The organism is Oleidesulfovibrio sp., assembly GCF_047973035.1.
In the GTDB taxonomy this organism is placed as follows: Bacteria; Desulfobacterota; Desulfovibrionia; order Desulfovibrionales; family Desulfovibrionaceae; genus Oleidesulfovibrio.
This window is the reverse complement of the sequence record NZ_JBKEBF010000011.1, coordinates 43,918-66,050: the sequence shown is the minus strand read 5'-3', so window position 1 is coordinate 66,050 and position 22,133 is coordinate 43,918. Positions and strand designations below refer to the sequence as shown.

The window sequence follows — 22,133 nt, the reverse complement described above, 5'->3', positions numbered from 1 at the left end:
AAAAACCTCAAAGGATGATATCGAATCAGTGTATGTTGGGAAGCAAGTCAAATCAAGAAGTGAGACATCAGGTTTTATCCGTTTTGATGGAATAACAACAGATGATCTGTTTTGTAATGACTTGTAAGGGAACGGAAAAATTGTGTTGGTAATGAAGGATACTTGTTGTTAAGCCTATGCTGCCTGTGTCCGGCGGCGGCATCAAAAATTTGTAACTTTTGTGCCAGCATGACCTCGTCTTTGTAAAGGCGTGAAAAATGTTCGATAGGAAGTGCCGGTGCAATGGCAAGCTTACCTGTGGTTCCTGTAATAACTTCATGCACGGGGCGCGTGAATGCAAGTGTAGGGCAGGCGCGCAACAGGCGAAGCTGCATATCGGGCCATAACCCGAAACCTGCCAGTACATGCTCCTCATCGGGCCAATAGGTTTGGCGCGGGAATAATACTCCGCCGATGTTCTGCTCATCAGCTTTTTTCATTATGGCTGAAACTCCCTGCCATTGTTCACTTGTCAGTCTCTCGTCACCATCAATAAAAAAAAGCCACTCACCGGAGACGTATTGCAGCACTGCATTGCGCTGGGCAGCAAAATTTCCCTGCAATGGTCTGGCGTATTGCCTTACAGTGCATGCGGTTTTCGGAGCATATGCGGGAATTGTTTCTGCATCCCATAAAATGACGACTTCGCGTGCGTCAGGCAACTGAGCAAAAAAATCATCCAGATGTGGCTCTGTCGGGTGGAGAATGGCACAAATGCTCAATTTTTTAAGAACAGGCTCGGAGTGCGTGTTGCCTGAAGCTTGAAAAAAAGGGGTGTTATCGACTGGTATTGAAGGGATGGAGCTGGTGTCAGTTTCAGCTTCTGACGTAGCTGTGGGCCGCTTATTACACTCCAAAGGTGTGCTTGGCTGTATGCCCGTTGTAGAGATTCCGGCATCAGGCGTCGAAGGATGATCTGCTGCCAGAGAATAAGTTGAGAGCATCAGTCGCTGAAGTTGCTTATAGGGTGTTCTTTCAGTCGGTGAAATATGCGGGTTGAGCAGCATAGTTGTCCGGTCTGGAGTTCTGCCGGTAAGGTGCAGCAACAGCATAAGTGCTTTCAGGGAATTATCGCAGAGCAAGGTATGTCTGCCTTGCATCCACCACAACGAAGTCTGTTTTAAGGGGGCGTCGGAATCTGTTTGCAGCAATGATGACGCATAGACACTGCGCACGGTCTGAGGGATGCATTCGACAACGGTAAGCATGCGGTCATCAGGCAACTTTGTAGCCAGTGCTTCTGCCAGCCTGCCGTCAGCAAGCCCCATCAGCACCACATGGTTGCGCGGCGCTCTTGATGCAGCCTGTAACAGTCTGTCTAGCGTGCGTTCTATGGTGCCCTGATTGCTGTCGCAGGAATGGCGGGTGCCGGCCGGAATTGCACCTACCTGCCACGGTAAGAGCGTGTACGTGTACTGTCGCAGCAGGGTTGCAGTGTCAGCAGGCATCATTTGTCCTCGTAAAACAGGCATGCGGATTACCCATGGTTCTGCTTGCGGTGTCCGGAATACCAAGCAACGTGTGATACAGTGCAGCCAGCTGTCTTGTGACGTACTCTTTTTTGAAGCAGGCTCTCGCTTTATTACGACCTGCAATTCCCATACGGCGAGCTTCTTCGGGGTGACTGAGCAGATAGTGCACGGCAGCTGCGTATTCATCTGCGGAGTCCGCAATCAGGCCGGTTATGTTCTGGTCCACCAGTTCGGTTTGCGCATTATCGCGCCAGTCATGACATTGGTGAGTAATTACCGGCAGGCCGCAGGACATGGCTTCAGCGATGGCCAGCCCGAAACTTTCTCCTGTATCATTGGCATGAGCCAGAATCGAAAGACCATCCAGAAATTCTGCCAGTTCATTTTCTGTGCGGAGAGGTGGTAAGAAACGGACATTATTTTGTAACCTGTGTTTTGCCACAAAATTGCGGGCCTCAGCGATTCCCCCGACAACACGGTATTCCAGATGCGGAAATTTTTTTACCAGTGCAGGTAAGAAGGAGAGCGCAAGGGGCGACCATTTACCTGAATCGGCCCGTGAAAGCCGGCCTATGACAGGGCGTGAAAAATCGCGTTGTTCCGGCGTAGTAGTATGCTGTTCCAGAAAATCAGTATCCACAGGGTTGTACAAAACCATCCGGCGGGGGGTGGTTACAGGAATGGAGTACAAGTGCTGATATCGTGCTGCACAGAATGATGAAACGAAAAGTGTACTGTCCACTTCGCGCCCGCTAGGGGAGTCGTCCAGCCTGCCGAATACATTGGTTTCAACAACGATGGGAAGAAAAGGGGCTGGTTTGCCTGTGCCGGAGCGCTTTCGAATGGCCTGAACGGGGCGCATCAGATCTGGTTCCGGCCAGCCTGCACGATGAACATGGATGATGGCAGGGCGGTGCGCGGCAGCGGCGAGGCTGATGTCAGGACCTATGTATACGGGAATGCCGTTCTGGCGCAAAATATCACCGCGCTCGCCATCGTGCATACTCCATACCGCAGGTTTAAAGCCTTTATGCTGAGGGTCGCAGGACAACGAAGCAAGAGTCTGCACAAAGAGCTGCATAACTTTTTCCGTGCCGCCTAACCCTAGCGATTTTATAGCATGTAATACCGGAATGCCTGACTGTGCCATGCCCGTAAAGTAGCCTACCTACATGGATTTGAAAAGAAAAACCCGTCAGCAAGCATAACTGGAAAAAACATCGGTTCGACACCGGAAAAGAAGAAGCGGCTTTGAAGGTGACCATTTCGGGGGGGAAAAATGGAATTACCAAAGCCGCTTCAACGGGGGGATAAAAAAACAGCCTGTGCAGAGCACAGGCTGTCTATCTGTTGTTATGAGTCCGCAGCCTTGCGGTAAAGGCTTGCGCCGAACTGACGATTGCCAAAACCGAAACCAGCGGGTTTCTGGGGCGCAGCTTCTTCTTTGTTTGCAGCCTGCTGGGGCTGCTCTGTGTGTTTTGGTTGCGTAACCTGCCGGGGTTGCCGGGGAGGAACCTCAGGAGCGGAGGGCGCAGGCTGAGGCTGCTGCGTCGGTGCAGCATAAGCGCGCTTTGCTCCTGCACCGAAGCCGGATGGCACTCCAAAGCCGCCGGTCGTGCCTGAAGGAGGCTGAATGGGCTGCTGTGGCGCGGTTGTTTGGGGTGCTGCTGGTGCAGCCTGTGCTCCATACCGTTTTGCAGCGGTTCCACTGTTAAATGCGGGGCCGGCAGCGGGTTGAGCCTGAGGCATCATGGTACGGTTTTGTGGAATTGCCGCATCTGCACGCTGTTTTGCAGCCAGCTGCCTTTGCGCCTCTATAGCCCCCGGCGTGTCCATAATCTGAGCATACGCACTACGAAGACCGCTGAGGATTCTGATAACCTCGTCAATAAGTGCGGTATCCATTTTCAGGTTTGCGTTCAGCAGTCTGGTGGAACAGTAAAAATAGAGTTTATGCAGGTTTTCGGCCAGTTCAGGACCCTGTTCCGGATTCAAGCTGCCGTCTAGCTCATTGATGACATCCAAAGCCTTGGAAATAAGGATACCCTTGGCCGCATAGTCTCGCTGAGCAATCTTATCTTTTGCCTGATTAAGGAACTTGATAGCTCCATCGTACAGCATAAGGAGAAGCTGCCCTTGAGAGGTGGTTGACACCTGAGTCTGAAAATAGGCCTGGGCTGCCTTCTGCATATTGGTCTCCTGTGTGTCTATCTAGCTCTTGCTCATCTGTTGAATAGCAGAGCTAAGAGCCTGCGTCTGACGATCGTACATGGTCAGCGTTGCTTCAAGGCGCGAGAATCTGAGTCGCTGGTTCTGCTCCCACTTCAACAGGCGTGATTCTTCCCGCTCAATTTTTTCATCAATCTGATAGATGATGTCCTGATAGTTTCTTTCCAGAATCTTCAGAGTGCCGTTGCTGGAAGTCATTTCGGCCAAGGTGCCGGAAAGTTCCCCCATTTTGCCTTGCCGCAGACGGACAGTGTCGCTATATGACCCTGCTGTCATGTTATCGACCGTAACGGACAAACCTTTAGCCGGTCCGTCCATGGCGACTATCTGGTGCAATCCTTGCTCAATCTTGGCGGGAACACCACCGATTGTCGCATTGGTGATATTGCCGGAGGCGTCAATGTCGTACTTTACTTCGTACTTGCCGGGCTTCGTGATGCCGTTAACATGAGAGTGGTAGGAAAAATCGGCACTGTCAGAAATCCCTTCGCCGCTTGCAGCAAACAGGGCCGAAACTTCGTCAGGATATTTTTCCAACGCACTTCGCAGCTTTTCTTCATCAATCTCAAGCAGACCATTATTGACGGAACTTTCATCCGAGTTCGTCATAATACCAATCTGTGCAAGGGAACTGAATATATCACCTTTTGTCTGCCCGTCTTCTTCATATTGATAATCGAAACCGGGGCCACTGTTCGAGGTAATCAGCTTAAGGCGCGAAGAAAGCAGCTGGACACCGTAGTTGCCTGTAAGAACAGAGCCTTTTTCAGCGTCAAACTGACTGGTTTCTTTGTTGGGGTCTGACGCAGACTTGTTTGAGTCAACTTTTGTCAACTCAAGAATTTTTGTACGTACGGTGTTCATACCGTCGACGAAAGCTCTGATGTTTTCTGTAATTTTATCAAGGTCGGTATCAACAGAAACCTGACTTACGCCTGTATCCCGTAAGTTGATGGTAAGGCCTTCGATTGCCTCGTCCAGCGTGTTGGTGGATGATTCCAACCAGGAACCGCCGGGCCAGTCATTGATACGATACTGGGCGTTTTGCGGAGCCTGCTCGTGCCACATCGCCGGGTCAAGGTCGAACGAACCTACAGTGGTTGCAGCGTCAATGGTCAGGGTGTTGTTGGCACCCAGATCCATGCCTTTCAGCTGGAACATGTATTGATCGCCGGTTTTGATCAGCGATGCCCGGACTCCGGGGTTTTGCGAGTCCTTATTGATCATGTTGACAAGACCTTCCAGCGTAGTCCCGTCAGCAACCGAAATTGTGTGTTGTTCGCCCTTGTAGGTGTAAACGAATTCCTGTGCCGCACCCGAAGAGTTTATGGATGCGGTTTTATCCGTAAATCCGTTCTGGTAGGTAAGAATGGCATTGGTGGCAAGTTGACCAACTTCAAGCTTATACGAACCTTCCAATGCTTCTGTACCGGCTGCGGCTGTAAGAATACTGCTGTTTGAAGACGAGGCTGTCTTTGTCATGAACTCCTGAGTGGTGTCCATCTTGTCAACAATCACCTTAAGATTGCCGATTTCAGTTCGGATTTCCTGAAAAGCAGCAAGGCGTTTTTCCCAATCGCCTTTCCACAATTCCATGCGGTTTTTCTGGATGCTTTCAACCTTCTTCAGCTGGTCAATCATCGAGCTGAAGTCGGTACCGGAAGAAATTCCGTCAAATCGTATGCCGCCTGAGAGCAGTTCTGTAGCCATAATTACACCTCGGGCATTTTTTTCCTGAGCGGTATAGCCCGTAGCCATGGATGCAAGGAAAATGCCATGCGCCGTTAAATAGTGCAGCCCCTAACGGACTGGATAGTCTGCTGTTCTGATAACTTTTTGTGACGCGTGTGTTTGTCGGATACACGCCATGTTCTGAACTTCAGCAGTGCGCAGGGCAGCAAGCCTGTCAAATCGGCCTTGATAACCTCATCGGTTGTACGCGGCAGAACTTTACCCGTCCGGCAAGAGGGCAGGTAAGCAGAGGAACATAAAAAAGCCGCCCTGCAGGACGGCTTTTTTATGTTTTTGTAGGAAACAATTATGAGGAGGTAAGCTTCCGCAGGGTTTTCACTGCCAGCTCCGGTTCCATGCCGCGTGCGGCAGCAAGGCGCGGTAGATTTTCTTCTGCATCGCACCCCCGGACATATTCGGGTTCTACCGGTTCATGGTCCCATTGTGCGTGGGTGGTCATGGCCAGCATGGTTTCAGGCCGGACATGATCAAAGCGCGAAGGCAGCATTGTGCATGGCAGAGTGCTGGCCGTCATCGCTTCTTTAATAGCCTGCATATTTCTGCGCAGGCCGCTGCCGAAAAAATACGCATGGCCGTTGTTGCCTTGCGTCAAAGCGACAATATGGCGGCTGGCTTCGGATACACTGAATGTGGTGACCTGCTGCAATGGGGCTGTTTGACCGTCTGCTTGCAGGGTAAATCCTTGAACCATTACCTGATCGCGCCGTGCGTGCAGAATGGCCCAGAGCACAGGTTTTCCGCTTTCGGTTGTAGTGCCGGTTGCAGCCAGCACCTGCGCCGCGTCCGTAGCCAGTGCTTCGGTGTACGAAATACCGGCTGTAGGCACGGCAAGAGCCCGTGACAGGCCCAGTGTGGTTGCCAGAGCAAGGCGCAGACCGGTAAAGCCGCCTGGCCCGTTTATCACAGCAATCCTTCTGATTTCTTTCATGGAAACACGCATGCGGCTCATGGCGTCATGGATTGCAGGTGCCAGCACTTCCGTACCCTGACGGGGAACTGTCATTTCAAAGCTGAACAGCAGCGAGGTGTCACCCGGCTGCGCCGGACACACTGAACCGGCAACAACCTGCAGGCGCCCTTCTGCCGCATTGATGACAAGGGTGAGGTCTGCTTCAGGTGCGGGGCACGAATTTATCGTAGTCATGTTGTCAGTTCCGTTTCTATTCGCTGAAGAATGACCGGACGACGTCGTTAAACGTGGCAAGCACCATCAGCATAAGCAGCAGCACCAGACCTGCCTGTGTCGTGAAGTTCTGGATACGTTGCGGAACAGGCCGCCTGAAAATAGTTTCCAGAGACAGGAACAGCAGATGTCCGCCGTCCAGCACAGGAATAGGCAGCAGGTTAAGAAGGCCAAGGTTGACGCTGATCAGGGCGGTAAGTGCCAGCAGCGGTGAAAGGCCGTTTTCTGCCTGTTCGGTAACCATCTGGGCAATCATGATGGGACCGCCGACGGTATCAAGCGGTACAACGCGTTGGAACAGCTTTAAAAAGCCCTGCCCGGTAAGCGCAATCATGCCCCATGTATTTCCGGCACCGGCAACAAGGGCATCGATCGGCCCCATTGGCTTGTTCAATGTTGCGCCGGAAGCATGTACGCCGATAATCAGTGCCCGTTCATCTTCTCCGAACAGGTTTTTGCGCAGCTGCTGTTCGGGAGTGACGGTGATGTTCATAGTCACCGGCGCAGCCCCTCCAGAAGCAGGTCTGCTGAGGGCTATTTCGATGGGGGAACCGTCGCCGGAGCCGATGGTGTCAGACACATCGCTCCAGTATTCAATGGTGCGGCCTGCAATGCTCAGGATGCGGTCACCCTTCTGGAGTCCTGCATGCTGCGCGGGGCTGCCTTCCTGTACGCCGCCTACTTCGGGCAGCAGATACATCTGGCCCTGTGCCCAGAAAAGTCCCCAGTAGATAAGCCATGCCAGCAAAAAGTTGAAAAGCGGACCTGCTGCAATGACGATCATGCGGTGCCATGCAGGACGCAGTGCAAAGCTTTCCTTTACGGTAAAGCCTTCCGGGACGTCAGATTCATCCTGTTCGCCTACCAGTTGAACATAACCGCCAAGCGGAATAAGAGCGAGGCGATAGTCTGTCTGGCCCTTGCGGAATCCGAAAAGGCGCGGGCCGAAACCCAGAGAAAATGTTTTTACCCCGATGCCGAGGCTGCGTGCAGCGGTAAAGTGCCCAAGTTCATGAAAGAATATGAGGCCGCCGAGCACAAGAATGACGGAAAGGGTGCTTACCATAGAGTTATTCCGCGCGGGTTCCGAAGTGGTGCAGCCTGAAATAGACTGCCTGAAATGCGCTCCTAGCCGCGGATGCCCGCAAGCTCGGCCGTGGTGCGCCGTGTAGTATTATCCAGTGCGAGAATTGAATCTACGCAGTCATAGGTCGTGTCGTGTCGTGCGCTGCAGTGGTTTTGCATGGCGCTGTGAATGAGCTCCGGTATGTCCAGAAACGCTATTTTGCCGTCCAGGAACAGGTCCACTGCTACCTCATTTGCTGCATTCAGCACCACGGGCAGACCGTTGCCGCCTGCAAATGCCTGCCGCGCAAGATCAAGGCACGGGAATAGAGATATATCCGGCGATTCAAAGGTCAAGCTGCCCACTGATAAAAGGTCCAGATGAGCTACTCCCGTATGCATCACGCGGGGCCACCCCATACAGTAGGCAATGGCAATGCGCATGTCCGGCGGTCCCATGTGGGCCAGCTGCGAACCGTCATTGTATTCTACCAGCGAGTGGATGATGGACTGCGGGTGCACGACAACCTCGACCTTTTCCAGCGGTTCGCCGTACAAGTGACAGGCTTCGATAACCTCCAGCCCTTTGTTCATCAGCGTTGCGGAATCGATGGAAATTTTTGCACCCATGCTCCAGTTCGGGTGATTGAGCGCTTGTTCCGGTGTAACGGACTGCAGAAAGGCCTTGTCGCGGCCGCGGAACGGCCCGCCCGAAGCTGTGAGGATTATCCGACGAACCTCTGCGGTATCGTGCCCCTGCATTGCCTGAAAGATTGCGTTATGTTCAGAATCTACGGGCAGAATACTGGCGCCTGTGCGTTTGCAGATACTGCGGATTAGATCACCCGCAAGGACCAGAGACTCTTTGTTGGCAAGGGCGATTACTTTGCCGGCCTTTGCTGCTGCCACAGTGGCACGCAGCCCTGCAGCTCCTACCTGCGCGGAAAGTACACAGTCCGCTTCGGGCAGAGTTGCCAGAAATTCATATCCTTCCTGCCCGATGTGGATCTGAGGGGTGTAACCGGCCGGCAGCAGCTGCCGTAACTGGTCTGCGGCCTGCGCATCAAGCACAGCCAGATGGGCTGGCTTGTATGTTGCTGCCTGTCTGGCAAGCAAGGTTACATTGCGGGCACCGGCCAAGGCCGCGATTCGAAAAATCTCCGGCTGCTTATCTATTACTTTCAGTGCACTGGTTCCTATGGAACCGGTGCTGCCCAGCAGAACTAGCGTGCGGGGAAAACGGACACACCAAGGGGCATCCGGTAGGGGGGATATGTAGCCATTCATGCCGCTAGTCCTTTACGGTTGCGAAAATCTGCGATTCGACAAGACGGGTGCCGATGGCAGTCAATGTGTTGAAAAGAAGTTGCAGGTCTTCCGGTGTGGTGCGGTGGTTCGCCACGCATACGCGGATGCCGATCTTGCCTCCGGCGGAGGCGGGGGTGAGCAGCGCGGCGCCGCTTCGTTCCAGCTCTTCCAGCATGGCCAGTTGCAGGGCATCTATCTGCTGTTCACTCCAGCCTGCTTCACAGGCTTTTCGGGGAGTATAACGCCCGCAGACTATGGAAAGCTCAACCGGTGCTATGGGCTGCCAGTCTGCATGTTGCTGCATCATATCATACAATGTTGCTGCAAGTCGGGCATTTCGAAGTATGATACGCGCAAGGCGTGCTTTGCCGTATGTACGAAAGGCAAACCATACCTTCAGCGCACGGTTGGCACGCGAAAGGATAAACGTTGTATTTTTCAGATCGTGCGGATTTTCTTCGCCAAGGTATGATGCTTTGGCCCGAAATGTGTCCAGCTGCTGTTCTCTGTTACGAAAAAGTGTGATGCCACACTCCAGAGGAACAAAAAACCATTTGTGCGGGTCAACGCAGATGGAGTCGGCGCGTTCGATACCGCTGAGTTTCCCCTTCAGTTCATCAGCCAGCATTGCGGCGCCGCCATAAGCTGCATCGACATGTAGCCACAGTTTTTCGCGCTGGCAGATGTCGGCGATAGCATGCATGGGATCGACTGCTCCCGTAGTGACACTGCCTGCCTGCGCGACAACGCAGAAAGGCTGCAGGCCCGCATCCCGATCCAGCCTGATGGCTTTTTCCAGCGCATCGGGCTGCATACGGAAATGCTCGTCGCTGGGAATGGCACGGACATTGTCCTCGCCTATCCCCAGTAGTACGGCAGAACGCGAGACGGACATGTGCCCCTGATCAGATACATACATCACCAGCGGCCTGTCCAGCCCTTGCATACCTTTCTGGCGTACTTCTGGTGCATGGGCTCGTCGGGCCACGGTAAGCCCCATCAGGTTGGCCATGGTTCCGCCGCTGACAATGGTACCGCCATACCCCTGTGGCAAACCGAACATCCCGGCAAACCAGCTTAGGACGATTTCTTCCAGTACGGTGGCTGCAGGGCCGCCTTTGAAGGTTAGCGGAGCCTGATTAAGCCCTGTGCAGAGCATATCCCCCAGAGTGCCTGCCGGTCCGGGGCTTGTGGTTATCCATGCCAGAAACCGCGGATGGCCGATTTTGGTGGAATAAGGTTCGATATGCTGTGCCACTTCGTTGATAACGGCTTGCGGTCCCAGGCCTTCTGTCGGAAAGTCTGACGGAATAATTGAAGCAAGTTCTTCGAACGTCACATCTTTTTTGACAGGATCGGATGTGATGTTGCTGATACGTCTGGCGATAAGTTTTGCCGCGCTTTGAAGGTGTCGTTCAAGATTGTCGAGATCAAGCGTCTCGAATCCGTTATGGGTCATGAAAAGGTGTCCTTGCGTGGAGGCGACGCGTTACAGGAAAAACGGAACAACACAGCGTGCTGCCGCATAAACAGGCAACACCAGCAACAGGCTGTCTATGCGGTCCAGCAGGCCGCCGTGACCGGGCAGGGCGCTGCCGGAGTCTTTGACGCCTTGCGTGCGCTTGAGGGCTGATTCAAAGAAGTCCCCCATCTGCGAAGCCACGTTAAGCAGAAGGGCAAGCAGAAGCCAAGCCCAGATGGTCGTTTCGGGGTTGCCGAACGTAACGCCTGCCAGCATACAGATTGCAGCACACAGTATAAACCCGCCGATGCTTCCTTCCCAGCTTTTTTTCGGGCTGACGCGGGGCCATATACGCCTTTTGCCGCACAGTGTTCCGGCATAGTAACCGCCGGTGTCTGACGCGAACGCTGCGCCCAGAACCAGAAGCAATTCTTCAGGGTGCATACCCAGCGCGAAATGCAGAGTAAGCGGCAGGTACATAACACCCAGAACCAGAATCTGTGTTTCGCGGAAGCAGGCATTGTCCTTACCACGGCCATAGCTGCCAAGAAAGGTTAGTGAACCCACCCAGAATGTTCCTACAAGGATGCCGAGCATCCAGCCGTACGAGTTATACATGGCAGCCAGCAGCAAGGCCGCACCAGCTGCATAGCCCAGCAGCTTGAATGACTGGCGGGTGCCGCGTTCCCAGAACATACCGTAAAATTCACGCATACCTAACGTGCTGGCAGCAAGAATCAGCGCAAAAAGGAACCACCCCCCCATAAAAAGCCCGCCGGCAAGAACAGGAAGCAGAAGGAGTGAAGTTAAAATACGTTTGTGGTGAGAGCTGATCATGAGCCTTTTTGCTCCTCGGTACGGCCGAAGCGTCTGCTACGGGAGCGGAAGGTCGCCAATGCTGCGTCCAGTTCCTCGCTGCCGAAATCGGGCCATTGGATATCGGTAAAATAGAATTCGCTGTAGGCGCTCTGGTACAACAGAAAATTAGAAAGCCTGATTTCTCCACTGGTACGGATAACCAGATCAGGATCAGGGTGACCTGCCGTCCACAGATTGTCACTGATTGTCTGCTCGGTGATATCTTCCGGCTTGGTGTCTGCTGCGGCAAGTTTTCTGCAAGCCTGTACAATATCGGCGCGGCCCGAGTAGTTAAGCGCCAAGTTAAGGTGCAGAGCACTGTTGTTTGCCGTGCGCGACATAGCATGTTCCAGAGCTTTACGTGAAGTAAGAGGCAAGGCGCTTATGTCTCCGAAAACGGAAAGCCTGATATTTTCCCGCTCCATTGCCGGTAGTTCATCACGCAGAAAAGATACCAGCAGGTCAAACAGAAAGCCGATTTCCGTTTTGGGGCGCCCCCAGTTTTCCTGCGAAAAAGCGTAGAGAGTAAGGTGTGTTACTCCCAGCTCTCTGCAGCGGGTGACTATGGTCCGAACCGCGCGGCTTCCGGCTTTATGCCCTTCGCTGCGCGAAAGCCCCCTTGCAGTGGCCCATCTGCCGTTGCCGTCCATGATGATGGCGATGTGCTGTGGCAGACCCTCCTCGGGGCCTTGCTTATGTTGGGTCAAGGGTAACTCCTTGAAATTGTTGTAGTAGTTGTTGTAGTGAAAACAGTATCTTGTACCCCTATAACTGTAAAGGGTCAAGGGTGGCAGCTATCTGTCTGACAGAGTCAAGCAAAACGCCGCCGGAAATGCCTCCGGCGGCGTTTGCTATCTGTCAGTGCATTTTACGGACGGTTGTAGCCGACCGGAAGTTGCAGCTATACTTCCATGATTTCTTTTTCTTTAGTAGCCAGCACCTTGTCGGATTTGGCTACGTAGCTGTCAGTCAGCTTTTGCACTTCGTCCTGACCGTGCTTCAGATCATCTTCGGTAATTTCTTTATCTTTTTCCAGTTTCTTTATCTGTTCGTTGGCATCGCGGCGGATGTTACGCACAGCAACTTTGGCATCTTCGGTGTATTTTTTAGCAAGCTTTACCAGTTCTTTACGACGCTCTTCTGTGAGGGGCGGTATAGAGATGCGGATAATTTTGCCATCGTTAACCGGAGTCAGGCCCAGATCGGACTGCATGATGGCTTTTTCCACAAGGTTAAAAGCGCCGCGGTCCCAGGGCTGAATGGTCAGAGTGCGGCTGTCGGGTACAGCCACGGATGCCAGCTGGTTAATGGGAGTAGGTGTCCCGTAGTAGTCAACTTTGATGGAATCGACGAGCGAGGTTGAGGCACGTCCGGTGCGCAGCCGGCCGAATTCGCGGTCGAGAGCGGCAATGGCTTTTTCCATACGTTCTTCAGCATCGAGCAGGATAGTATCCATGAAAGTTAGCCTCCTTGTACTATGGTTCCCACATCTTCGCCCATGACGGCACGCTTGATGCCGCCTTTGTACATGTTGCAGACGATGATAGGCACGTTATTTTCCATGCAAAGGCTGATGGCGGTAGAGTCCATGACGCGCAGTTTCTTCTGCAGTACGTCAATGTAGCTGAGGTTACGGTACATTACCGCATCATCATGCTGCATGGGGTCTTTGTCGTATACGCCGTCAACCTTGGTTGCCTTGATGATGACATCGCACTTCAGTTCCATACCGCGCAAAGCTGCGGCGGTATCGGTAGTAAAGTAGGGGTTGCCGGTTCCGGCAGCGCAGATGACCACGCGACCTTTTTCCAGGTGACGCTCTGCACGGCGGCGGACGTAAGGTTCACACACTTCCTGCATGGTAATGGCTGAAAGCACGCGTGTGGCGTGGCCCAGCTTTTCCAGTGCGTCCTGTACTGCAACGGCGTTGAGTACTGTTGCCAGCATGCCCATGTAGTCAGCAGACGACCTGTCCATGCCCTTGGCGGATGAGGAAAGCCCGCGGAAAATGTTGCCGCCGCCGATAACCAGAGAGACCTGCAGCCCCATCTCCAGTACTTCGGCGATTTCCCGACATATATTCGAAACAGTTTCAGGGTCAATACCGAACTTTTTGTCTCCGGCCAGCGCTTCGCCGCTCAGCTTGATCAGCGCGCGTTTATACTTAAGTCCGCTCATTGTGTCTTTCCTCAATCTTGTTTAGCTTCGCCGGCCGTTATCGGCCGGTGTTTTATTCTGTTTTATCGCTTATCGTATGGCGCGCCCCAGTTGCCTTCCTCTACACGTAAGTATTTGAGGTAGGCGTAAAATGCGCCATGCGTTGCATTAATAAAACCTGCACGCCCGTCCAGAAAACCTTTCTGGAAAAGGTACAGCTTCATAAAACGGGCAAAGCCGTGGCCCATGCCCGCAAGTATACCACCTTTTGTGCCTTTGCGCCGCAAGTCTTCTGCTCCTTGCTGCGCATAGGAGTTGATTTTGTCCAGATGCTGGGAAAAACTTTCATACGGGTAGTGCAAAATATCAGCTTCGATATTTTGCGTAGGCCCCTGTGGATGAAAAGAATAATGGGCTCCGCTGACTTCCACCTTCATCAACTCAGGGCGGAAGACGCGCAGCAGTCTGTCAGGGTACCAGCCGGAGTGTTTCATGAACCGGTCATAATACCAGTTGCGGCGGCGGGTGTAAAAACCGGCCTGTTCCGCAGGGGCGGCAGCTGTGGCCTTCAGAATAGCATCCCGCAGTTCGTCGGTGCAGATTTCATCCTGATCAAGGCTGACAACCCATTCCGTGTTTATCTGCTTAAAGGCATAGATAAACTGGGCGGCAGGCCCTTTCCACGCATTCTGCAGTATGTCAGCACCGTACTTTGCGGCAATGGCTACAGTACTATCCGATGAGAATGAATCAACGACCAGAACCCTGTCGCAAAATGCGAGCGACGCCAGACATTTGTCCAGCAGCCGCTCGCCGTTATACGTAAGTACCAGACCTGTTATGCCGGATTTCATCGGGTGCATTCCGAGCAGATTGAGCGGATTGCCTCGATGACATCATCAACGTCGCTGTCCGACAGTTTCGGAGAAAGCGGCAGGCTGACCGTTTCGCGGCCATAAGCCACTGCAATCGGAGTATCTTCCGGCTTCCAGCCGAACCGGTTCTGATAGTAAGGGTGCTCAGGGATGGCAAGATAGTGCACACCTACGCCTATGTTATGTGCCCGCAGGGCTTCCAGCATGGCGTCGCGTTCCACGCCGCAGCATTCCTGTGCCACACGTATGGTGTACAGGTGGTAGGCATGACGGGTGCCTGCTTCGTCAGCGGCGGGCAGGCCGATGCCGGTACCGGCAAGACCTTCATTATAGCGTTGCCAGATTTCTTTTCTGCGCAGCCAGTATTGTTCCACGCGGGTCAGCTGGTGGATGCCCATGGCAGCCTGCAGGTCCATCATGTTGTATTTGAATCCGTGATCCACAACCTGATAGTGCTTGTAGCCCGCATCGCTGAATCTGGCCCAGGCGTCCGCACTCATGCCGTGCAGCGCCATTATTTTGCAGCGGTCGATGGCAGCTTTATCATTGGATACAATCATGCCGCCTTCACCGGTGACGATGTTTTTGGTGGCATAAAAGCTGAAGCATCCGATATGGCCGATAATGCCAGCCTTCTGTCCGTGGTATTCGGTTTCGATGGCGTGGGCGCAGTCTTCGATGACTTTCAGGCCGTGTTCTTCAGCCAGAGCCATGATGGGGGCCATGTCACATGTACGTCCTGCGTAGTGCACTACCATGATTGCTCTGGTGCGGGGACTGACATGAGGACGGATTGTTTCAGCGGAAATATTGAGCGTTTCTGGTGAAACGTCAGCAAGCACAGGGGTGCCGCCTGCATGGATAATGGCGTTAACCGAAGCGCAGAATGTCATTGCAGTAGTAATGACTTCATCACCGGGCTTCAGGTCCAGAGTTAAGCAGGCAAGGTGCAAAGCAGCGGTGCAGGAGTTGACTGCTGCTGCATGTGCTACCCCTTTGTATGCGGCAAAGTCGCGTTCGAACTGATGTACTTTGGGGCCGGTACCGATCCATGCCCTTTCCATGCAGCCTACGACTTCGTCTATTTCGTCCTGTTCGATAAGAGGTTGTCCGAAAACCAGAAAGGACTCACGCATTGTGTGCGGGCTCCGTTACGTTGTGGGTGAGTGCGTGTTGTGGGTTGTCAGCGCCGGGGCGTTGCTTTCAAGCAGTGCAGCGGGGCAGGCAGCACGCAGGGTATCGCCTGTATCAAAAAAAAGGGGGCAAAGTTGCCCCCATTTTTTATCGGATAGCTTGTTGTTATGCTTCCTCGGATTCCGCGGCAGCATCTTCGCCAAGCTGGAAGCGTACAAAGTCGGTGATGCTGATGGAATCGCCAACTGCTTTACCGGTCTGGGTAAGCAGGTCGTTGATGCTCATCTTGTCATCACGGATGTATGCCTGCTCAAGCAGACAAGCTTCTTTGTAGAACTTCTTGATGGCGCCGTCGACAATCTTTTCGACGATGTTTTCGGGCTTGCCTTCGTCGAGTGCTTTCTGGCGGTATACACCGCGCTCGCGCTCGATGACTTCGGCGTCGATCTTTTCAGGGCTGAGAGCAGCGGGGTTGCTTGCTGCAATCTGCATGGCGATGTTCTTCGCGCATTCCTGGAAAACTTCGTTGGCGGCGGTTTCGGCCTTTTCAAAAGTCATGTTTACGAGAACGGCGATTTTGCCGTTGGAGTGAACATAACTTCCGATAGCGCCGGTTCCGGCAACAGCCATCTGAGCGGTACGGCCGGCGGCCATGTTTTCGCCAAGTGTTGCAATGATGTCGTTAACGCTGGCCTGTGCGGCTTCGTCAAGCGAACCGGTGGTAGCCACCTGCTTGGCAAGATCGGCGGACAGAGCAATGAACTTTTCATTACGGGAAACAAAGTCAGTTTCGCACTTGAGTTCTGCAAGGCCGGCAAGCTTGCCGTCTTCAGACACGTAGCAACCTACAAGACCTTCAGAGGTGGCGCGTCCTGCTTTTTTGGCTGCTTTAGAAAGGCCTTTCTGGCGCAGCCAGTCAACGGCGTTGTTGAGGTCGCCATCGCATTCCTGCAGGGCTTTCTTGCAGTCCATCATGCCTGCGGAGGTTTTCTCACGCAGTTCCTTAACCATTGCGGCAGTGATAGCAGCCATATCAAAAACTCCTGAGGGCTTCGTTATTCAGCGGATTCTTCGGCAGCGGGAGCGGCTTCAGCTTCAGCGGCCTTTTGCATGGCCTCTTCAGCGTTGTCGTTCTTGCCTTCCTTGCGCATTGCTTCACCTTCAAGGCATGCATCAGCGATGTGGCCTACGAACAGCTTGATGGCGCGGATAGCGTCGTCGTTGCCGGGAATGACGTAGTCGATCAGGTCGGGATCGCAGTTGGTGTCGGTCACAGCTACGATCGGAATGCCAAGGCGACGGCATTCTTTAACAGCGATGTCTTCGCGGTTGGGGTCAATGATGAAGGCAAGCTGGGGCAGGCCTTCCATGTCCTTGATACCGCCGAGAACCAGATTCAGCTTGTCCATTTCGCGACGCAGGCGAAGGATTTCTTTCTTCTGGTAACGGTTAACGGAACCGTCTTCGAACATAGCTTCGAGCTTTTTCAGACGATCGATGCTTTTACGGATGGTCTGGAAGTTGGTCAGAGTACCGCCCATCCAGCGGTTGGTAACGTAGTACTGTCCGGCGCGACCGGCTTCGGTCTGCACAGCTTCCTGAGCCTGACGCTTGGTGCCGATGAAGATCACCTTGCCGCCGCGGGCCACGGTGTCGACAACTTTGTCGTGCGCGGTGCGGAACAGCTTTACGGTCTGCTGCAGGTCGATGATGTGGATGCCGTTACGGGCGCCGAAAATGTAGGTACCCATCTTGGGGTTCCAACGACGGGTCTGGTGGCCGAAGTGAACGCCGGTTTCCAGCATTCCTTTCATAGTTACGTAAGCCATTAGGATTCTCCTGGGTTTTGTTTCTTCCACACCGGGCATTACCCTCGACCCGGAACGTCTGACCGACGAAGAACGGGCACCCTGGGCTGTTACCGGAGTGTGCTTAATTGTGAAAACAGTGCCTCATACGCCTTTTCAAGTTCTCTGGCAAGCATAATCGGGCAGGCTTTTTTGTACAACGACAGCGATACGTTTTAAGAGATTGTGTTTGCATCGTTTTTATGGTGGGTTACAAATAAACTGTGTTGTTGATAATATTACAAGCTTGCTTGCGATATGATAGCTTGAGAAATTCTGTTTACGAAGTTCTTCTTCTGCATTTCTGTTTTACCTATTGCGGAGAGCTCAATGAAATTTGCCTTGTTCGCCTCAGGTGGCTCTAATGACCAGATTGATGACCAGATTATGGTGCAAAGAATGCTGGATGCTCAGGGGCATCGGCAATCCAGGTCACTTGTGCTGGAAGACGGTGCCATTGGTTCTGCCGGAGTCAGCGCGGCAGGCAAGGATGTTCACGTCTTCCGCCATCCTTCGGGCAATTCTTTTGCTGTGGTCTGCGGGGTGACACTCGGCAGCGGCGTGGCCGCTCTTAAAGCTCCTTCTGATGACGTGCTGGCAGATGAAGAGCGCATCCGCAACTGGTTGACTGCGCTGGATGGTGTATTCTGCGCAGTCTGGCATGACAGACGCTCCGGAGTATGGCTTGTAGCTTCTGACCCGCATGGGATGTATCCATTATATATAGACGCGAAAGGTGAGTCGCTATGCGTTGCTTCAGAGATTCGCGCCGTGGCTCTGGCTGCGCCTTCCTGCAGGGCGGTGAACCCCGCGGGATTCGGCGCACTGATGGCTATGGGGCATATGGTGGGCAACCAGACAATGCTTCAGGGAATCGAACGGGTCGAAGCCGCTACTGTTATTCGGTGGACAGCCGGATCAGGTTGTCAGTCCTCATCCCCTTACTGGGCGTTGCCAGAAGCTGACACCACCGTGGGAGTTGCACAGACTGCTGACCTGTTGGCAGGTGTGCTCGATGCCGAGGCTAAGGTGCTTTCTGCGTCATTTCCCGAAGCGCAGGTGCTGCTCAGCGGCGGGTATGACTCGCGCCTGCTAGTGGCTGCAGTGACAAGGCAGGGCAGGCGTCCGCACGCAATTCTGGTGCAACAGCCTGAAGATGCTGCCGGTGCGGATAAACGTATTGCCAGAAGGGTTGCCAGACAATACCGCCTGTCCCGTACGGAATGGGGAATGCCCGATGACTTTTTCAGCACACGGGAATATCTCGACTACGTGCTTGCCTCCGGCGTATCAACGCGCAGCTTGTATCTTTTTATAAGTGGTGTTCGGCGGGTGGTGCCTGTCGGCGGGCAGGGCATCTGGGAAGGGCTGTTTGCAGGAAACCTGCTAGGAGCCGGAGCCGTTTCCTTTGACTTTGGCGAGTTGCTCAGGCGGCGTTGTATGACGCAGGATGGAGTCATGTGGCGCGCAGGTGCGCGACTTTTTTCTGATGCCTTTTTTACGGCCGCTATGGACGGAATATATGCCGCATTTTCTGCTCACGTAGATAAATATGGAACAGGGGCGGAAGCCTCATGCCGCTTCAATGTACTTGAGCGTATGCGCAACCGGACAGGAGTCAATCCATACACTGCCTACTCCGATATGAACATCTGTCTTTCATTGGGTAGCTCGCGTGAATACTGGGAGCATACTTTCAGGCTTTCGGCATTGCTGAAAGGAGATCAGCGCTTGTATAACACTCTGATCGAACGGCATTACCCTGAGATGAATAAAAACCCCTATCTGTCCGGTGGCAAACTTTCCAACCTTGGCACCTTCGATACACAGCATGTCTGGAACTGGCTGAAGTGCGTGTTGCCGTGGCGTGTGGCGCGCTCGGCGGGTATTAACTTTGACTGGCAGCGCAGCCGGTTTTTAGCTCGTGCAGTGGAACTGGTAGATATGTTGCCGGATGACGTCTGCCGTGAAAGTGTAGCTGAACTGCGCAGGCGGGGTATACAGTCGCCTGTCGATGAGCGTATGGCAGAATTGCTCTTGTACCGTATCGCTTTACATTGTCTCGCCCATGAATCTGCCCGCCCGGGTCATTATGGCAGCGCTGGTTCTCTGCTTGGTTAAGCCTGCACGAAAAGGCCTCTGTTCGTCTCTTGTTTGTCGCCAGTATTTACGATAGCGTGCTGACGCGGTTGATAGCGGGGGGAACGGTATCAGCCGCATATAGCGGCTGCGGTCTGCGGGGACCGCACCCTTATTATGGCTCATGCTGCTTTTATTTCTGTCTTCCGCTATCTGGATTTTTTATTAATGCAATTATTGAGAACTATCTGGTTTTATACTTCTTTTTATTTTGTTACACTTGGTACGATTCCCGTATTGCTGCTGCGCAACAGGCTTGACCCCGGTGGTGAAGGGGTGCGAAGGGCATCCGTCTGGTGGCTGAGCATGGTTCTGCGTCTTGCAGGTATCCGGCTGCATGCCGACCTGAGCGCTATTCCTGACGAACTGAAAGGAACGCCTCTGGTTTTTGTGGCAAATCATCAAAGCAATTTTGACATACCGCTGGTCATGCAGGCTGCCGAAGCATGGCATCCTGTATTTATGGCTAAGCAGAGCCTGCTGGACATTCCCTTTTTTGGTGCATGCCTTCGCGCCGGAGGGCATATCGGTGTAGATCGTGATAATCCGCGCAAAGCTGTCCGCAGCATGGACGCTGCTGTTTCGGTAGCCGGAAAAGGCCGCTCCGTGATTGTTTTTCCGGAAGGAACCCGGAATAAGGATCCTCGTACTCTTGGAAAATTTCGCGCCGGTGGTGCGCTTATAGCTTTACGTGCGGGGTTGCCTGTTGTTCCTTTGGTGCTTGAAGGTACTGCCGACCTGCTGCCTTCCGGCAAGCTTATTCTTGGCACACGCCGCGACGTATACTTGCGCGCCCTGCCTCCGTTTGACCTTTCTGCCTATGGCGAACGTGATAAAAACGCATTCAGTAATGCTCTGCGTGACACGATGGAAAGCACCTATCAGGAGATGCGTTCATGTCCGAAAATGTAGAACCATATCTGACTTTGACGCCGCTGGGCGGCTGTGGCGAGATAGGGCTTAACTGCACCGTCTGGAGTACTCCGGCAGGTAGTGTTCTGGTTGACTGCGGACTTATGTTTCCCGATGACTACCATCTGGGTGTAGACGTTGTTATTCCCAGACTGGAATATATTCTTGCCCAGAAAGAACGGATGCTGGGGATTGTGCTTACCCACGGGCATGAAGACCATATAGGTGCTCTGCCATGGCTTTTGCCATACCTTCAGGTGCCCATCTACGGCTCCCGCTTCACGCTGGCGCTTGTGGAATCAAAGTTGCGCGAGCATAACCTGCTGGACAGGGTCGAGCTGATTACAGTGTCGCCGGAAGCTCCCTGCACCATCGGCGATATGACATTCAACTTTTTCCCCGTCTGCCATTCCATCATCGAAGGGTACGGACTGGGAGTGGAAACATCAGCCGGTCGTGTTGTGCATACCGGTGATTTCAAGATCGACCCTGACCCGCTGGACGGTCATTTTACCGACCTTGAAGCGTTCAAGACGTTTGCACAGGAAGACGGCGTTGATCTGTTGCTCTCGGACTCCACCAATATTGAACGTGAAGGTTTTTCCGTTACTGAGCGGGAAATTCAGACCACGTTTACCCGCATTTTTTCTCAGGCAAAGGGGCGCGTAGTCATTACGTTGTTCTCCAGCCACATACAGCGCATCCAGCAGGTGTTTGACATTGCCGCCCGCTATGGCCGTAAGGTGGCGGTGTCCGGACGCAGCCTTGTACATAATGTCGAGCTGGCACGTGATCTCGGGTACCTCAGGATTATCGGCGGTACGTATGTAGAGGCTACTGATATCGGCGGGCTGCCGGATGAAAAAGTGGTGCTGCTGGTTACCGGCTCGCAGGGAGAGCCGTTCTCGGCGCTTTCACGCATTGCATCCGGCGAGCACAAGCTGCTTGATATTCATCCGGGCGATACTGTTATCATGTCTTCACGGTTTATCCCCGGAAATACCCGCGCCATCACCCGCCTTATCAATAATTTGTACCGCCTTGGCGCAGAGGTTTACTACGATAAAGTTCAGGCTATCCATGCATCCGGACATGCTCACCGCGAAGAGCTGCGCGTGATGCTGCAAACCGTGCGGCCCAAGTATTTTGTACCGGTTCACGGCGAATACAGGCATCTGGTCAAGCACTGTCGTCTGGCTGTGGAATGCGGTGTGGCTAAAGAGAATGCTTTAATTCTTGAGGATGGCGATCCGTTGACGCTGCGCCCCGGCAGTATTCAGCTGGAAGAGCATGTCAATGTGGAAAGTGTACTCGTGGACGGCAAAGGTGTGGGCGACGTGGGACAATCTGTTCTGCGTGAACGCCATATCCTTGGCGGCGAGGGCATGGTCGTGGTAGTGATGGTGGTAGACGAAAATACATGGGAAATTCTTGTCGGACCGGATATCGTTTCCAAAGGCTTTGTTTTCGAACAACATTTTAATCATGTACTGGAAGATGCCAAATGCATCATTCTTGATTTGTGCGAAAACATTCCTCCGGGCGACGTTACCCACCTGCAGGATAAAATTCGTAGTACGTTGCGGCGGTTTTTCCGTAAGGTTCTGGAACGCGATCCGGTAGTGGTACCGATGGTAACTCTTGTTTAAGCGGATGCCGGAACCGCTATGGCGGCAAAGCATAGGTCTGTCGTCACGCCTC

Annotated in this window: 19 protein-coding genes; 3 read left to right on the top strand and 16 right to left on the bottom strand. The window is 53.3% G+C overall.

Annotated features, from left to right (window positions below):
- Positions 1-74: 74 nt before the first annotated feature.
- From ACK5LI_RS02945 to rpsB, 16 genes are all read right to left on the bottom strand, one after another.
- Positions 75-1,490, bottom strand: a complete 1,416-nt coding sequence (locus ACK5LI_RS02945) for a hypothetical protein (RefSeq protein ID WP_416946141.1) — start codon at positions 1,488-1,490, stop codon at positions 75-77.
- The gene (locus tag ACK5LI_RS02940) at positions 1,477-2,592 is read right to left on the bottom strand and encodes a glycosyltransferase family 4 protein (RefSeq protein WP_416946140.1); all 1,116 of its coding nucleotides are present in this window, start codon (positions 2,590-2,592) and stop codon (positions 1,477-1,479) included. Before ACK5LI_RS02940 ends, ACK5LI_RS02945 begins: the two co-directional genes overlap by 14 nt.
- 272 nt (positions 2,593-2,864) lie before the next feature.
- Entirely contained in the window at positions 2,865-3,701 is an 837-nt protein-coding gene (fliS, locus tag ACK5LI_RS02935) for a flagellar export chaperone FliS (RefSeq protein WP_416946139.1), read from the bottom strand.
- 21 nt (positions 3,702-3,722) lie between these two features.
- The gene (gene fliD, locus ACK5LI_RS02930) at positions 3,723-5,450 is read right to left on the bottom strand and encodes a flagellar filament capping protein FliD (RefSeq protein ID WP_416946138.1); all 1,728 of its coding nucleotides are present in this window, start codon (positions 5,448-5,450) and stop codon (positions 3,723-3,725) included.
- A 328-nt stretch (positions 5,451-5,778) separates the two neighbouring features.
- Entirely contained in the window at positions 5,779-6,636 is an 858-nt protein-coding gene (gene tsaB / locus ACK5LI_RS02925; RefSeq protein ID WP_416946137.1) for a tRNA (adenosine(37)-N6)-threonylcarbamoyltransferase complex dimerization subunit type 1 TsaB, read from the bottom strand.
- A 16-nt stretch (positions 6,637-6,652) separates the two neighbouring features.
- Complete coding sequence (gene rseP / locus ACK5LI_RS02920; RefSeq protein ID WP_416946136.1) at positions 6,653-7,741, bottom strand: RIP metalloprotease RseP; 1,089 nt, start codon at positions 7,739-7,741, stop codon at positions 6,653-6,655.
- A gap of 62 nt (positions 7,742-7,803) precedes the next feature.
- A complete protein-coding gene (dxr, locus tag ACK5LI_RS02915; protein WP_416946135.1) occupies positions 7,804-9,027 on the bottom strand; it encodes a 1-deoxy-D-xylulose-5-phosphate reductoisomerase in 1,224 nt (407 codons plus the stop codon).
- A 4-nt stretch (positions 9,028-9,031) separates the two neighbouring features.
- Complete coding sequence (locus ACK5LI_RS02910; RefSeq protein ID WP_416946134.1) at positions 9,032-10,507, bottom strand: pyridoxal phosphate-dependent decarboxylase family protein; 1,476 nt, start codon at positions 10,505-10,507, stop codon at positions 9,032-9,034.
- 30 nt (positions 10,508-10,537) lie between these two features.
- A complete protein-coding gene (locus ACK5LI_RS02905; RefSeq protein WP_416946133.1) occupies positions 10,538-11,347 on the bottom strand; it encodes a phosphatidate cytidylyltransferase in 810 nt (269 codons plus the stop codon).
- Positions 11,344-12,075 (bottom strand): isoprenyl transferase, encoded by a 732-nt coding sequence (locus tag ACK5LI_RS02900; protein WP_416946132.1) that lies wholly within the window; start codon positions 12,073-12,075, stop codon positions 11,344-11,346. The genes ACK5LI_RS02905 and ACK5LI_RS02900 overlap by 4 nt, the downstream gene beginning before the upstream one ends.
- 194 nt (positions 12,076-12,269) lie before the next feature.
- A complete protein-coding gene (gene frr / locus ACK5LI_RS02895; protein ID WP_416946131.1) occupies positions 12,270-12,824 on the bottom strand; it encodes a ribosome recycling factor in 555 nt (184 codons plus the stop codon).
- A 5-nt stretch (positions 12,825-12,829) separates the two neighbouring features.
- Complete coding sequence (pyrH, locus tag ACK5LI_RS02890; RefSeq protein ID WP_416946130.1) at positions 12,830-13,546, bottom strand: UMP kinase; 717 nt, start codon at positions 13,544-13,546, stop codon at positions 12,830-12,832.
- A gap of 62 nt (positions 13,547-13,608) precedes the next feature.
- Positions 13,609-14,379: a glycosyltransferase family 2 protein gene (locus ACK5LI_RS02885; RefSeq protein WP_416946129.1), complete on the bottom strand. Its 771-nt coding sequence runs from the start codon at positions 14,377-14,379 to the stop codon at positions 13,609-13,611.
- Entirely contained in the window at positions 14,376-15,536 is a 1,161-nt protein-coding gene (locus ACK5LI_RS02880; RefSeq protein ID WP_416946128.1) for a DegT/DnrJ/EryC1/StrS family aminotransferase, read from the bottom strand. Before ACK5LI_RS02880 ends, ACK5LI_RS02885 begins: the two co-directional genes overlap by 4 nt.
- A 163-nt stretch (positions 15,537-15,699) precedes the next feature.
- A complete protein-coding gene (gene tsf / locus ACK5LI_RS02875; protein WP_416946127.1) occupies positions 15,700-16,566 on the bottom strand; it encodes a translation elongation factor Ts in 867 nt (288 codons plus the stop codon).
- 23 nt (positions 16,567-16,589) lie between these two features.
- Positions 16,590-17,363, bottom strand: coding sequence for a 30S ribosomal protein S2 (gene rpsB / locus ACK5LI_RS02870; protein ID WP_416946126.1), 774 nt, complete (start codon positions 17,361-17,363; stop codon positions 16,590-16,592).
- Between the two features lie 348 nt (positions 17,364-17,711).
- Between rpsB and ACK5LI_RS02865 the strand changes: the two genes are divergently transcribed.
- The 3 genes from ACK5LI_RS02865 to ACK5LI_RS02855 all read left to right on the top strand — a co-directional run bounded on the left by ACK5LI_RS02865 (position 17,712) and on the right by ACK5LI_RS02855 (position 22,081).
- The gene (locus ACK5LI_RS02865) at positions 17,712-19,502 is read left to right on the top strand and encodes a hypothetical protein (protein WP_416946125.1); all 1,791 of its coding nucleotides are present in this window, start codon (positions 17,712-17,714) and stop codon (positions 19,500-19,502) included.
- A 186-nt stretch (positions 19,503-19,688) separates the two neighbouring features.
- Complete coding sequence (locus tag ACK5LI_RS02860; RefSeq protein ID WP_416946124.1) at positions 19,689-20,432, top strand: lysophospholipid acyltransferase family protein; 744 nt, start codon at positions 19,689-19,691, stop codon at positions 20,430-20,432.
- Positions 20,417-22,081: a ribonuclease J gene (locus ACK5LI_RS02855; protein WP_416946123.1), complete on the top strand. Its 1,665-nt coding sequence runs from the start codon at positions 20,417-20,419 to the stop codon at positions 22,079-22,081. Before ACK5LI_RS02860 ends, ACK5LI_RS02855 begins: the two co-directional genes overlap by 16 nt.
- Positions 22,082-22,133 lie beyond the last annotated feature (52 nt).

What these genes read in the sequence shown, in the direction of transcription:
- ACK5LI_RS02945 (WP_416946141.1), bottom strand. Translation starts at nt 1,490, where the DNA reads ATGATGCCTGCTGACACTGCAACCCTGCTGCGACAGTACACGTACACG.
- ACK5LI_RS02940 (WP_416946140.1), bottom strand. Translation starts at nt 2,592, where the DNA reads ATGCAGCTCTTTGTGCAGACTCTTGCTTCGTTGTCCTGCGACCCTCAG.
- fliS (WP_416946139.1), bottom strand. Translation starts at nt 3,701, where the DNA reads ATGCAGAAGGCAGCCCAGGCCTATTTTCAGACTCAGGTGTCAACCACC.
- fliD (WP_416946138.1), bottom strand. Translation starts at nt 5,450, where the DNA reads ATGGCTACAGAACTGCTCTCAGGCGGCATACGATTTGACGGAATTTCT.
- tsaB (WP_416946137.1), bottom strand. Translation starts at nt 6,636, where the DNA reads ATGACTACGATAAATTCGTGCCCCGCACCTGAAGCAGACCTCACCCTT.
- rseP (WP_416946136.1), bottom strand. Translation starts at nt 7,741, where the DNA reads ATGGTAAGCACCCTTTCCGTCATTCTTGTGCTCGGCGGCCTCATATTC.
- dxr (WP_416946135.1), bottom strand. Translation starts at nt 9,027, where the DNA reads ATGAATGGCTACATATCCCCCCTACCGGATGCCCCTTGGTGTGTCCGT.
- ACK5LI_RS02910 (WP_416946134.1), bottom strand. Translation starts at nt 10,507, where the DNA reads ATGACCCATAACGGATTCGAGACGCTTGATCTCGACAATCTTGAACGA.
- ACK5LI_RS02905 (WP_416946133.1), bottom strand. Translation starts at nt 11,347, where the DNA reads ATGATCAGCTCTCACCACAAACGTATTTTAACTTCACTCCTTCTGCTT.
- frr (WP_416946131.1), bottom strand. Translation starts at nt 12,824, where the DNA reads ATGGATACTATCCTGCTCGATGCTGAAGAACGTATGGAAAAAGCCATT.
- pyrH (WP_416946130.1), bottom strand. Translation starts at nt 13,546, where the DNA reads ATGAGCGGACTTAAGTATAAACGCGCGCTGATCAAGCTGAGCGGCGAA.
- ACK5LI_RS02885 (WP_416946129.1), bottom strand. Translation starts at nt 14,379, where the DNA reads ATGAAATCCGGCATAACAGGTCTGGTACTTACGTATAACGGCGAGCGG.
- ACK5LI_RS02880 (WP_416946128.1), bottom strand. Translation starts at nt 15,536, where the DNA reads ATGCGTGAGTCCTTTCTGGTTTTCGGACAACCTCTTATCGAACAGGAC.
- tsf (WP_416946127.1), bottom strand. Translation starts at nt 16,566, where the DNA reads ATGGCTGCTATCACTGCCGCAATGGTTAAGGAACTGCGTGAGAAAACC.
- rpsB (WP_416946126.1), bottom strand. Translation starts at nt 17,363, where the DNA reads ATGGCTTACGTAACTATGAAAGGAATGCTGGAAACCGGCGTTCACTTC.
- ACK5LI_RS02865 (WP_416946125.1), top strand. Translation starts at nt 17,712, where the DNA reads ATGAAATTTGCCTTGTTCGCCTCAGGTGGCTCTAATGACCAGATTGAT.
- ACK5LI_RS02860 (WP_416946124.1), top strand. Translation starts at nt 19,689, where the DNA reads ATGCAATTATTGAGAACTATCTGGTTTTATACTTCTTTTTATTTTGTT.
- ACK5LI_RS02855 (WP_416946123.1), top strand. Translation starts at nt 20,417, where the DNA reads ATGTCCGAAAATGTAGAACCATATCTGACTTTGACGCCGCTGGGCGGC.